The organism is Candidatus Manganitrophaceae bacterium, from assembly GCA_016200325.1.
Lineage (GTDB): Bacteria > Nitrospirota > Nitrospiria > SBBL01 > Manganitrophaceae > Manganitrophus.
This window is the reverse complement of the sequence record JACQEZ010000011.1, coordinates 503,813-516,747: the sequence shown is the minus strand read 5'-3', so window position 1 is coordinate 516,747 and position 12,935 is coordinate 503,813. Positions and strand designations below refer to the sequence as shown.

At 57.8% G+C, this 12,935-nt stretch carries 10 protein-coding genes; all 10 read right to left on the bottom strand.

The annotated features are described in order from the left end of the window. Window positions 1-3: 3 nt before the first annotated feature. The 10 genes from HY282_10395 to HY282_10350 all read right to left on the bottom strand — a co-directional run bounded on the left by HY282_10395 (window position 4) and on the right by HY282_10350 (window position 12,866). The gene (locus HY282_10395) at window positions 4-1,815 is read right to left on the bottom strand and encodes a hypothetical protein (protein MBI3804157.1); all 1,812 of its coding nucleotides are present in this window, start codon (window positions 1,813-1,815) and stop codon (window positions 4-6) included. A 21-nt stretch (window positions 1,816-1,836) separates the two neighbouring features. Continuing rightward, window positions 1,837-2,889: a pseudaminic acid synthase gene (gene pseI / locus HY282_10390; protein MBI3804156.1), complete on the bottom strand. Its 1,053-nt coding sequence runs from the start codon at window positions 2,887-2,889 to the stop codon at window positions 1,837-1,839. Next, window positions 2,882-3,538 (bottom strand): methionyl-tRNA formyltransferase, encoded by a 657-nt coding sequence (locus HY282_10385; GenBank protein ID MBI3804155.1) that lies wholly within the window; start codon window positions 3,536-3,538, stop codon window positions 2,882-2,884. The genes pseI and HY282_10385 overlap by 8 nt, the downstream gene beginning before the upstream one ends. Before the next feature lie 125 nt (window positions 3,539-3,663). Next, window positions 3,664-5,811, bottom strand: a complete 2,148-nt coding sequence (gene pseG / locus HY282_10380; GenBank protein ID MBI3804154.1) for a UDP-2,4-diacetamido-2,4,6-trideoxy-beta-L-altropyranose hydrolase — start codon at window positions 5,809-5,811, stop codon at window positions 3,664-3,666. After that, a complete protein-coding gene (locus tag HY282_10375) occupies window positions 5,808-6,488 on the bottom strand; it encodes a PIG-L family deacetylase (protein ID MBI3804153.1) in 681 nt (226 codons plus the stop codon). The genes pseG and HY282_10375 overlap by 4 nt, the downstream gene beginning before the upstream one ends. A gap of 2 nt (window positions 6,489-6,490) precedes the next feature. Further along, entirely contained in the window at window positions 6,491-8,518 is a 2,028-nt protein-coding gene (locus HY282_10370) for an aminotransferase class III-fold pyridoxal phosphate-dependent enzyme (GenBank protein ID MBI3804152.1), read from the bottom strand. Continuing rightward, the gene (locus HY282_10365; protein ID MBI3804151.1) at window positions 8,515-9,384 is read right to left on the bottom strand and encodes an aldo/keto reductase; all 870 of its coding nucleotides are present in this window, start codon (window positions 9,382-9,384) and stop codon (window positions 8,515-8,517) included. The genes HY282_10370 and HY282_10365 overlap by 4 nt, the downstream gene beginning before the upstream one ends. Further along, on the bottom strand, window positions 9,381-10,586 hold the full coding sequence (pseC, locus tag HY282_10360; GenBank protein MBI3804150.1) for a UDP-4-amino-4,6-dideoxy-N-acetyl-beta-L-altrosamine transaminase: 1,206 nt from the start codon (window positions 10,584-10,586) through the stop codon (window positions 9,381-9,383). The genes HY282_10365 and pseC overlap by 4 nt, the downstream gene beginning before the upstream one ends. Further along, on the bottom strand, window positions 10,561-11,571 hold the full coding sequence (gene pseB, locus HY282_10355) for a UDP-N-acetylglucosamine 4,6-dehydratase (inverting) (GenBank protein MBI3804149.1): 1,011 nt from the start codon (window positions 11,569-11,571) through the stop codon (window positions 10,561-10,563). The genes pseC and pseB overlap by 26 nt, the downstream gene beginning before the upstream one ends. Before the next feature lie 119 nt (window positions 11,572-11,690). Beyond that, window positions 11,691-12,866: a lipopolysaccharide biosynthesis protein gene (locus tag HY282_10350; protein ID MBI3804148.1), complete on the bottom strand. Its 1,176-nt coding sequence runs from the start codon at window positions 12,864-12,866 to the stop codon at window positions 11,691-11,693. Between the last annotated feature and the right edge of the window lie 69 nt (window positions 12,867-12,935).

Genomic DNA, 12,935 nt, shown 5'->3' with positions numbered 1-12,935 from the left:
AACCTACCCTTTGCGACTTACCTTCGGTCCCGGCATCGCTGCAATTCGTCTGAATTCGGCGGTCCACAATTCAATGGCACCCGAAGCATTCCGGGCGAACCGCTCGCAAAATATCTTGACCGCGTTTTGTCGATCCGGATCATTCCACCAAGCTTCAACGTCCGGATAGATTTGATCGGCGGCAGCCGCGGCGCTTTCCGGCGTATCGAAAAGAATGCCGCTTTTTTTCAGCAGGTCATAATAGGGTTGGGCTTCCGGTCTGAGCCGATTTGCTTCGGGATTCCAAAACAAAAGGGTCGGCTTGTCTGCCGCGAGCGCCTCGGCGAACGTCGTCGACAGATGATCGCAGATATAAAGCCGACAATTGACCAAGCTTTCTTGAAAAGGGAGATCCCAGGTTTCAATCGCGACACCCGGAATACATTCGGCAATCCGCTGAGCGATAGACCAACCCTGATCCTCGCGATGCGGGCGTAGCCGGAGCGCGGAGACGATGTTCGGATGGAGTGCTTTTGCAAAGCGGCTTTGCCAGCGAAGGTATTCATGAAAAAATTTCGGCGGGAGAGAAAATTGGATCAGGTACCGTGGCTCTGAAGTGGTCGCCCATAAAATGCCGCTCTTCTGATTGCTGGCGCCGATCTTTTTTCTACTTACCAATTTGGTCGCCGGGAAAGGGATGACTTCCGCAGCGCAATCTTTTCGCTCCCACCCCCACGAATAATAACGATCGACGATCGCCGTTTCGTGGTCTTCAAAAAACATATTGGCCGGCCCGCCATAGTTTCCTCCATGCGGGGTTCCCATCAGGAGCGTTCCCTTCTCGGCAGAGGTCGCAGCCCATTGCTTGAAGGTTTCTTCGCAATGCCAGGCGTTCGCGCTCAATATCGCCTTGGGGCTTTTGGGATAAACCTGGCTGGCATCTTGATTGATACTGGAGTACCCTTCCAAAACACTCCGAGGGAGATCGGAAAGGAGGAGGGCCGATAAACATCGCTCAAACTCACCCTGGCCAATCTCAATTTTTGGCAAGTTTCTTCGGAGATCTCGATTCTCCGGAGGCAGAGATGGCTTCGTCAGAGGACGGAGGATCGGCAACACGCGGCCTGCCGTTTTTACGGATAGCCGGATTTCAAAGGACTTCGGAAAGTAAGAATTTCTCAGAAAGATAGACTGCTCCTTCTTTGCGACGAGACCGACGATGATTTTCGCGATGGCGTTCAGTGCGTTCTCCTTCCAGGACCGATCGATGAAGTTGGCGTGAGCGGAGGCATGCACGATCGGAGCGCCACAGGGGAAAGTCCTTCCCTCTGCGGCAAGCATCTTTGTGTAGATCTGAAGATTGAAGGAATCCTCCTTCACAAGCCAGGCAAAATCAAGGGTGTCGGATGGAACAATGAAGGAGGCCTCCGGGAGGACGAGGGTGTCGCAATCGGGGTATTGTTCCAGCGCCTGTTTTAAATGGCTGTAGCGGTCATAACACACCGAGAGATAAAGCCGCAGCCAGGGACCGAGGACAATCCTCCAATAGCGGTCACTATATTGTTTTCCATGAAACGTATTCAGGACCTTCCCGACGATTGGCAAAGCCCGCTCGTAAAGCGCATGGAGATAAACGTAGGCGGCATGGGCCGCTTCCGCGGTATTGAACGGCGTCTCCAACAGCTGACCGTTGAGCGGCTCCCAAAACGAGCGACGGCCGTGGAGCAGACACCATTCTCCCAAAAAAACGATCGGTCGCGTGGTGTCCCAAAACGCTTCCAACGCGGTTAACGCAAGAAACACCTTTTTATTTCCATCCGCTTGAGTACGGCTCATTTGATCTTTCTTAAAAGAAAGTTAGACGGATCCGATCATTCCCCAGCCGAGCGCCGTTCCGCGCTTGACATCCTGCTTCACGGTCTGGCCGAGCACCTGATCGAGAAACTTCGTCGGGAGTCCGAGTCCCGGCCGGATCGCCCGGACATTCTCCCGCGTCAGCACCTCTCCGGCCTTCAGGTCCTGCACGATATAAAGCGAGCGGCGGAACTGAATCGATTTTTTCTCGGCCTCCGTCGTTCCATAGCTCACGCGGCCGAGCGCCTGCCAGGCCCGCTCGGTCTCCGCGACCAGCTGCGCCATCTCGGCCGGCTCCATGGAGAAGGCGCTGTCGACCCCTCCGTCCGCGCGCCGGAGGGTGAAGTGCTTTTCGACGACCGTCGCGCCCAAGGCGACACTGGCGACCGAAACGCCGACGCCCAGGGTGTGGTCCGACAGGCCGACCTCACAGCCGAACAGCGACCGTAAATGCGGGATGGTCATGATATTGGTATTCCGGGGCGTCGCCGGATAGCTGCTGGTACATTTCAGCAGGATCAGCTCCTTGTTGCCCGCCTCGCGCGCGGCGCGGACGGATTCATCGAGATCTGCGACCGTCGCCATCCCGGTGGAGATGATCATCGGCTTGCCGGTCGCGGCCACGCGGCGGATCAGCGGCAGGTCGGTGTTCTCAAAAGAGGCGATCTTGTAGCAGGGGACATCGAGTTTCTCGAGGAAGTCGACCGCCGTATCGTCAAACGGCGTGCTGAAGGGAATCATCCCGAGCCGGCGCGCGCGGTCGAAAATCGGCTGGTGCCATCCCCACGGCGTGTAGGCCTCGCCATAGAGATGATAAAGCGATTTGCCGGCCCAGAGACTCTTCGGGTCGCTGATATGGAACTCCCGTTCGTTCAGGTCGATCGTCATGGTGTCGGGGGTATAGGTCTGGATTTTCAGCGCATGCGCCCCCGACTTGGCGGCCGCGTCGACGATCTCCAGCGCCCGATCGAGCGATTGATTGTGGTTCCCCGACATCTCGGCGATGATGAAAGGAGGATGGTCTTGACCGATTTTCCGACCCGAAATCTCAATCATGGCCACCCTCCTTCGTCTGTTTCGCCGCGGTGATCCGGACATCCGCGATCACCTGATCCTCTTTCCGTGCGGCACGCGTAAATTCAAGGCGAAAGGGGCCGAACTCCAGAAAGGCGTTTGGATAGCCTTCCGCATCGAGCATTCGGATCATGTCGAAGAGCTGGTCGAGTGACGAGGCCGATGCCAGGTTGCCCTCCTCCGGTCTGCGGCGCTTGAACAGGGTCGGCGCTCCCTCCTGCGCGACCGGTTTCGGGTTCTTTTCCAGAATCTCGACGATCATCTCTTCAATAATTTTGGAAGCCCTCAGAAAGATCTCCTCCGCCGAGCCATGAAGGGTGAGCGGCCTTTTGAGGTAGATCGGACCGCCGTCCATCTCTTCCACACAGCGGAGCGCGGAGATCTTCGTTTCGTAAATACCACGGACGATCAGATTCTGCAGAGGACTTCCACCCCGGCCGAAAGGAAGATCGGTCATATGAAAAACCACGGAAGGAAAGCGGTTGAAAACGCTCGCGTCGATGCGGTATGACCAATGCGGGAAAAAAATGAGCTCGGGACGAATCGTTGTCAGGTTTTCTATTGTAAGGTCTTCTTTAGAAGTCATCAGGACAAACTCTTGCCCGGTCCGCGCGGCGAGGCGCGCGGCCATCCCTTCGTTCCAGGAACGGCTCGTCGCTAAAATATAGCTCTTTTTATTCTGATCTTTTCGCTTCGGCGACCCTCCCGAACCGGTCGCGGAGCCTGGCATCTGATCGATGAATCGGTTTGATTTTTTCACTTTGCGTACTTCTCCAGAACGATTTTGTAGAGCCGGCCAAACTTCATAAAGAAACTGGGGTACCGAACGGGATCGGCCACCCGCAGCTTCGGGAAGAGCTCGGAAATCGATTTTTCGGGATCGATGAGGCTGTCCTCCGGCCGACGCCGCGGATAAGAATCGGCCTCCCCGGCCTGCTCCCGCGCCTCGTTCAGAATCTGCGGATAGTGTTCAACGAACCGTTTGCACAATGTCAGGGTCGCCTCCGCCTGGGCATGGCGGAGTTCGTCGATCAGCTCATGCCCCTCGAACGCAATCCACTCCTGCGCATAGATAACGCCGCTGTCTACTTTTTCCGCCGCCTCGAATAACGTGACCGGGATCCGGTTCTTCCCATCGAGGATTTGCCATGTCAGCGGCGACCAACCTCTCCCTTTCGGCAGATCGCTTTCGTGGACGACTAAATTGTGTCGATACTGAGAGAGGATCTTCTGAGGCACGATTTGACCGCAGCTTAAGTAGAAGCAGAAATCAGCGGGGCGCAGGTCTGCTTTGTGATGGACCCACAGAACGCGGTGGCCGATCGAGAGCCAGTCGAACGACAGTCGTTGGATGAAGCCGTTCAGCCAGCTCGACCGATCGGACAGAACGGCGATTGAAAAAGTAGCCTTCGCGTCCGAGACGATGGACATTCCAGGACGACTCATCCTCAAAAAAAGAGGGGCTTCTTTTTGCGGCGCGGCGTGCAGCCTGACCGGCGGGATCTGCCGCAGATGCGTTCCCCCTAAAGCAACCAGGTGCGGCTCCCAACCTCTTCCCTGCACGATTGGGTCGAGAGAATAATCGATCAACGCTTCGGATTTTTCCGTCTCGAAGCGGATCTGTCCCACCGGCAGGCCGGAAACCTCGGCGACGAACAGGGGGCTGTTTGAATCATGTAATTTATCCGTAAACCAGGCCTGGTGCCGATCCCAAGAAAGGGAAGACGCCTCTTCCGTCCCGTTGCTTGTCGCCCGATCATTGCGCCAGTCATAATAGAGAGCGACATCGTCTTCAGCGGCGGGCCGAAGCCGGATCGCGCTGCTGTGACTCGGGGAGAGCAATTCTACGACGCGCAACGCGCCGAGCCCGTCGACCTCCAGTCGGCTGCGCAGGCTTCGCTCGACGAGCCCTTTGGGGTTGTCACATCGCTGTCGAAGCAATGAGGCGATATGATTCGCGGTGACGTCGGGAAAATGGCCGGCATAGTCGAGGAGCGCTACCTTCTGAAGCGCCTCCGAAGCGGGGCGCTGATTCTCGGCGATTGAAATGACGACGGCCGGCAGGCCAAGGCACATCCGCTCCCAGGTCGTCGCCCCGCCGGCGCCGATCGCCAGATCGGCTTCAGACATCAACGCTGCGAGATGTGGGCGTGGCTCGTAAATTCGGGTGCAAGGCCTTTTGGCCGCACCCTTTTCAATCATCGGGCGGTGTGGATTATTGGCACCGACCACCACATCGACGGCCAGATGGCGCAAGGCCGGCTGCGACAAGGCTTCAATCGTCAGCCCCGTCATGTTATGCGGATCGGAGCCGCCGAAAAAAACCAACACCCTCCTCACCTCTCCATCACGGGCCGGCCGGGTTCGCCGATAAAGCGCATATTCGGGGCGAAGCAGCGCGTAACGGGGCCCCGCGAGTCGCCGGCAGGTCTCAGGAACCATTGCTTGGTAGCGGCCTTCCCCCTCGGCGGAATAGTTTTGATCCAAAAGCAGATCGCAGTCGTGAGGGCGGTTGGCAAGGTCATCGATGACCATGATCTTTCCGGTATGAGGTCGCAGCCGGTTCTCCCATTCGATATCAAGTCCATAATGATCGACCACCAGCCAGTCGGGTCTTTCGCCGCCGAGTACTTCAATGGTCTGTCCGGCATCCTCGGCCTGCGTCACCCCCAACCATGCGGCATACTCTTCACCGAGCGGAATATCGCTCTTCAAAGGGGCCGGCAGCACGGTCACCGGAATCGCCTTTTGCTGCAGCAGCGGGATGAGATGTCCCGTCTGCTCCCGACAGATGAATTGCGTCTGCGCGCCGCGTTCGCGAAGCGCCTCTGCCAAGGTCAGGCAGCGCATCAGGTGGCCGGTGCCTATCTGGACCGATGCATCGACGCGAAAGACGACGTTCATGCGAGTCGCCTCCCCAGCATGAATGCTTCGGCGGCCCCGGCCCCGACGGTCGCGCCGCGCCAGCGGGCCAGATGTTCGACCCCTTGCCGGGAACGGGGATGCGGCCAGGGGCGGAGCTCGGCGGCGTAGGCATCGAGCGCCGCCAGCTTGCGGTCGAGCGTCCCGGAAATATCGACAAACCAGTTCGGCGCAAAGGCCGGCGCGCTGCCGGGGAGCGGCCACTCGGTGCTCGACGGCACTTCAAAAGAGAGGATCGTCTTGACCGGATGCCCGCTCTGCGGCCGGCAGGCCGTCGCCACGGCTTGATGGGCCAGCCGATGGTCGACATTCAGGTCGCCCGCATGGTGGGTGAAAACCGTGTCGGGCCGGTGCTCGGCGACCGACCGCTCCACCGCCTGCGTGATTTCGATCAATGCCATCGTGTCCATCCGATTGTCGGGAAAGTCACCGAAGGAGATCGACTTCACCCTCAGAATATCGCAGGCCGTCTGCGCCGCCGCGCGGCGGGAGCGCAACGCTTCCTGCTGTTTCGTTTTTTCTCCCGCCCGTGAGAAGACCCCGTCGGCCAGAAAGGCGACATGAATGATCGCTCCTTCGTCGGCCAGCTTGGCGATCGTTCCGCCGCAGCCGAGGAGTTCATCATCCGGATGGGCCGCGACCACAAGGATCGACTGCATCCTCAATTCAGCCTCTTAAAGCCGGCGTGGCAGACCGGCCCTTTCAGCAGCGTCATGACATCGCGACCCTCTTCGCACTCTTTGATCAACGCAAAGATCGGATCGAGCGTCTCGAAAAATTGAGCGACCACCTCCGGCGTATGCTCGGTGCAGACATAGACGCTCGTCCCGGCGAGGTATCCCTTGGCGAGCATCTCCTGGGTGATGAGGGTTTTATAGGCGAGCGCGTTCGGGCTGTTGAATGAGAACCCGGTCAGCGCCGGCAAGCCGTTGGTGGTAATCGACAGGCCGTATTTTTCGGCGAGCGCTTTCCATCGGGCCGTAATGTCCCTGCCGGTCTCCGTGATCTGCTCCCACGACTTCTCGCGCGCCATCACCTCCAGCGTTTTGAGCGCGGCGGTCGGTCCGATCCGCTCGGTCCAGAAGGTGCTGCTGATGAAGGTGGTCTGCGCCGCCTCCATGATTTCGCGTTTCCCGATCGTGGCGGTGATGCCGTAGCCGTTGCCGAGCGCCTTTCCGAACATCGCCATGTCGGGCTCGACCCCATAGAGCTTGTGGAGGCCGCCGAAGGTCTGGCGAAAGCCGGAGGTGCATTCATCGAAAATGAGAACGATACGGCGGTCGGTGGCGAGTTGCCGTACCTTCTGGAGAAAGTTGTCCTGCGGGCCCTGATTGCGGACCACCTCCATCTTGATCACGCCGATGTCGTGGGTGTTGACCAGCGTCTCCAGCTCGGAAAAATTATTGTAGTTGAAGGGAAAGACGGTGCCCCGGAGGTTTTGCGGAACGCCGTTCGGCGCCAGGCCCGGCAGCAGGTGGCCGGCGAGATTTTTGTCGTCGCCGAGGTTGGCCGAGAGGTACCAGTCGTGCCAGCCGTGGTAGCCGCAGATCGCGACTTTGTCTTTCCCCGACGCCGCCCGGGCGATCCGGATGGCGATCGCATTCGCCTCTCCGCCGGAGCGGGCCAGGCGGACCATCCCGGCCCAGGGGTGGAGCTCGACCAGCTTTTCGGCGAGATAAACTTCTTCCGGGCAATTGAGGGTCGACATGTTGCCGGCGTCGATCGTCTTCCGGACGGCGTCATCGACTTCCGGATGGCCGTATCCGAGGATGTTGGTGCCGATCCCCATAATCGACAGGTCGGTATATTCGCGGCCGTCGAGGTCCCAGACCTTGCACCCTTTGCTTTTGCTGAAGTAGGCGGGCCACTGGTCCGGCAGGAACATCTCGGCCCGCTTGGAAAGAAGCATGCTGCCGCCGGGGATGACCCGCTTCGCCCGCTTCCAAAGTTTTTGTCCGGTCCCCATCGTCGCTCCTTCGTTGCGAATCAGATTTTGGTTGAGGCTGAAGGTCTCCGGCTGCCGGCGCTGCAGGCCGAGCACTTCGCCCCAGGTGAAATCGATCCGGGGATGGAAATGCCCAAAGACCTTTTCAATGACTGCAAAATCGGCCGGCTCATCGACCGTCCAGCGGAGCCCCGAAAGGTCCTGGTTGTATTTCATCGAGGCGGTCTTGAAACGTCCCGACTCGCGCAGGTAGGGGGTGACATGCTCCCGATCATGCGGTCTGCTTGTTTCCCGTCTCGCCCGCTCCAGCGCCTTGAATGTGCATACTTCGATGTCGAGCCCGTCCGGGTAGGTCGGCGGATCGATGTTGCTGAAGTAATCGACCTTCGCCGCTTTGAAGCCGCGGACCACTTCATCCACCAATCCGGGGTCGACCAACGGACAATCGCCGGTGATCCGAACGACCACATCGGCCCGGTGCTTCCCGGCCGCTTCGACATACCGGTCGAGGACGTCGTTCTCGCTCCCCTGCTCGCACGAATAGCCGAGCTTGCGCACATGATCGCTCAGCGGCCGATTGCGCGGATCGACCGAGGTGGCGACAACGATCTGATCGATCTCTTTTGCCCGCGAGAGACGCGAGAGCAACAGCTCGATCATCGGGATGCCGCCGACCGGCTTCATCACCTTATCCGGTAAACGGGTGGAACCCATCCGGGCTTGAACGAGCGCGACGACTTTCATGAGCGACACCAATCGGCCGGGTTAATCAGGTTTTCTGCGTCGCAATGCAGGTCGGGCAACTCGACCGGCGCGACCCTGTTTGCTGCATCAATAATCTGCTCTAACTGGCTCACGCTATCCGCGCCGACGACGACACGGTCGATCTCGGGGAAAGAGAGTGGGTAGGCCAGGCACCCCTGGACGGCGGAGGTGGTATTGCGCGCGAGCCAGCTGTGCCATTTGCTCCAGAGGTGAGACCATGATGCAAATTGATCGGGAATGATCGCCGGGGACATTAAGAGCAAGCCTTGTAGAAAGGCCGAACGGGTATGAATTTCAACCCCTCCATCCTTCAACCGCTGCAGCCAGCCGGTGGCGTGGAGACGGCGGTCGACGAGATTGAACGGAGCCTGAACCAGATCGAAGCGATATCGCGGGACGAGCAGCTCCAACTCGCTTGGGGCATAGACGGAGACCCCGAGTTTTTGTATCTGCCCCCTTTCTTTCAGCCCCTGCAAACTCTGATAGATTGCTTTGCCCTCCGCCCCGAGCAGTTGCTGCGGGCGATGGAGGAGCAGGCCATAGATGGCGCCCACGCCGAGACGGGAGAGCGATGCGGACATTTGTTCCTGAACCCAATCGCCGATGTTCGCGCAACCGTCGGGCACGACCGGCAGTTTCGTCACCAGCTTGAAGCCTGGGATGCCCGCTTCACCGAGGCACGTCTCGCTCTCGCCGTAAGCGATGGCGGTGTCGAGCGTGTCGATCCGGTTTGCCGCGGCCAGCCGCAACATCGCCTTTGCCACCGATCGGCTGACTTGACCCGTTTGATTGGCAATACCATAGGTCATGCCAAATTGGGCGGTGCCGAGCGCGAGTCTCCTCATTTAACCGCCTTCTCCAATTCCCGCACGACGTGATCTTGCTCTTCCTCGGTCAAGCCGGGGTACATCGGCAGACTGATTGCTTCTGTGTAATATTCTTCCGCGGCGGGATACTCTCCCGGCTTGAAACCGAGCCGCTCATAATAGGGCTGCAGGTGGACCGGAATGTAATGCAGGTTCACGCCGATCCCTGCGGCGCGGAGGGCTTCGAAGACTGCGCGATGGGTCTGGCCGATTTCACCGAGCTTGAGCCGGATCACATAAAGGTGCATTCCGGAGTAACCGTCCGGATGCTGCCAGGGGGTGCGGACCGGCAGGCCGGCCAGCAATGGGTGATACCTGCGGGCGAGGAGATGCCGCCGGGCGACGAATGCATCGAGCCGCTCCATCTGGCTGAGACCGAGCGCCGCCTGTAGATCGGTCATCCGATAGTTGAAGCCGAGGTCGATCTGCTGGTAATACCACGGCCCGTCCGGCGGGCGGGTCATTTCCACTTCGTTGCGGGTGATGCCGTGGCTGCGCAGCCGCTGCATCCGTTTGGCCAGTTCCCCATCCCCGGTTACAGCCATCCCTCCTTCACCGGTGGTAATGATCTTGACCGGGTGAAAACTAAAAACGGTGATGTCGCTGTAGCGGCCATTGCCGATCGGCTCGCCCCGGTATTTTCCGCCGATGGCGTGCGAGGCATCTTCGATGATCTTGAAGCCGTATCGCCGGCTCAGCGTGTGAATGCCGGCCATATCGCATGGCTGGCCGCAGAGATGCACCGGGATTACCACTTTAGGGAGCCGGCCTTCTTGTTCGGCTTCGGCCAATTTTTTTGCCAGGCGATCGACGCTCAAATTGTATGTGTCCGGATCGATATCGACGAAATCGACCTGAGCGCCACAGTAAAGTGCGCAATTGGCGCTGGCCACAAAGGTGATTGGGCTCGTCCAGACCCGGTCTCCCGGCCCGACCCCCAACGCCAGGCAGGCAATGTGCAGGGCGCTGGTTGCGCTGTTGACGGCGACGGCATAGGGCGCTCCGCAATAATCAGCGACCGCTTTCTCGAAGCGCTCCACGGCGGGTCCCTGCGTCAGGAAATCGGATTTCAATACGTCGACGACCGATTGAATATCCTCTTCGGAGATTGACTGTCGTCCATAGGAGATTGAAATTGAACGCACGCTTCCTCCCTTAAACGGTAAAGCTGGAATCGACATGCGATCTGATCAGTGTTCGGATCTGCTCGACGGTCAACCACTCCGGATTGGTTCCGCTCTGATATCTGAAACCGGGCGGACAGGGTTTCCCACCAAACTTCCGCATGAAATCATTGATATTCCATAAGGGGAGAGAGGGAAGGATGACAAAATATTTGTCGAACTCAATGGTATTCAAAGCGTCGTATTCGGTAATCATTTCCTCATGAAGTTTTTCTCCCGGCCGGATCCCCGTCATTCTTTTTTCGGCGTCTGGAGCGATCGCTTCCGCAACGTCGGTAATCCGATAGCTCGGTATTTTAGGAACGAAGATCTCTCCTCCCCACATATTTTGAAGCGCGTAGAGAACCAGCTTGACCCCTTCTTCAAGGACGATATTGAACCGGGTCATCCGGTCGTCGGTGATCGGCAGGATGCTGTCCTTCCGTTTTTCCAAGAAGAAAGGGATGACACTCCCACGGCTTCCCATCACGTTCCCATAACGAACCACCGAAAACTTGATATCGTGTTTTCCTTTGAAGTTATTTGCTGCGACGAAGAGCTTGTCGGAGCAGAGCTTCGTCGCGCCGTAAAGGTTGATCGGCGCCGCGGCCTTGTCGGTGCTCAGGGCGACAACGTGCTTGACCCCCTTCTCGATGCAGGCATCGATCACGTTTTGCGCGCCGAAGACGTTGGTCTTGATCGCTTCAAAAGGATTATATTCCGCTGCGGGAACCTGCTTCAGCGCGGCCGCATGGATGACGATATCGATTCCTTCCATCGACCGGGACAACCGCTCCTTATCGCGCACGTCGCCGATGAAGAAACGGATCTGACGATAAACGCTCTCCGGCCATTGTTGGGCCATCTCATACTGTTTCTGCTCGTCGCGTGAGTAGATCACCAGACGCTCGATTTCCGGGTGCTTCAGCAAGATGGTTTCAACGAACTTCTTCGCAAATGAACCGGTCCCGCCGGTAATCAGGATCGACCTTCCCTTCAGTATTTTATTTTCCCTGGATTCCATCGATATCTCGCCTCCCGCGGATGACCTTCGTCGACAAGCAAAAGAATTCCTCTTTATTTCTTCCCACCGGTATCCGTTCTGAATGCGCCGGCCTTTCCTCAACCCACTTTAAGCGCAAGATCACGCTTATCAGCCGGCTGTCGCGTTTTCGTTTGTCCGACAAATTCCATAAACAATGCCAAGAGGACCGCGGCAAACGTTGCAGAGAAAACCGATAGGAGAACGATTTGGGCTCTTTTCGGTTTTACTTTTTTTCCCGGCACCTTGGCCATATCGAGCACCTGCACGGTGGGGCTGTCTTTGGCTTCTTGAATGCGCGAGATTTCATATTGCTGGGTCAATAGGGTATCCAACGTCTCCTGGACCTTCATATCCCTTAAAAGGCGCGCGTATTGGAGCGCAAGGTCCGGCATCTTGGCGGTCGGTATAAAAAGCCCCTTGGAGGCACGTCGATCGCCCAGCTTCCCTTCTTCCAACTCCTGCATGCTTCCCCTCAATTCCTCTATCTGGGACTTTAATATCTCAGCCTGTGGGTTGTTCGGGGTCGCGTAGGAGAGAAAGGTCTGAAGCTCGACCTCTTTCGCCATGAGCTGGCCTTTGACCTTTCCGATGGTATCGATGATTGCCTTGGATTGATCATCGAGCTTGATCGCGCCGTTTCTTTCTTGAAACGCCTTGACCGCCTCCTCAATTTTTACAAGTTCTACTTTACCGTCGTTGAGTCTTTTTTCGAGGAAAACCCTCATTCGTCCGCCGGAGCTCATTACCACCCGCTTATTCACTTTGTCTAGTTCTTCGACAAACGCATTGGCGAGGAGAGCGGCCTGTTGGGGATCTTTGTCTTCGACCGTAATCGAGATAATATCTTCCTTCGATTTCGTGATGACGACCATCGCATTGAGAGCGCCTCTGGCATCTTCGATCGTTTGCGCTTTAAAAGCATTCATCAGATCAAACCGCTGGATGATTCCATCCCGGACGGTCTGGCTTTTTAAAATTCCCACCCATAAGTCCGCCGGAGATTTAAGCCCCAGGAAGCCGCCCGCCAGGCCGCCGATACCGCCCGGGAGTTGAGAGGCGCCCATTCCTGTCATTCCCACGGAGCCCTCCTGCTGCGGAGGTAGAATGCTGGTGGTGGCGGCATAAATTTTCGGAAGGAGGAGACTCAGAATGACCGATGCAATCGCAGCGGCTCCGACGATGAATCCAATCAGCCATTTTCGTTTGACCAACGCCTTCCAACAGTCCAGGAGGTTTATGGTATCTTCGTTCATTGCTTCCTTCAGGTGAGGTGACGTCAAATTGAACAATCCGATTCCGGGCGGGGGAGTTTACCCAGTCCC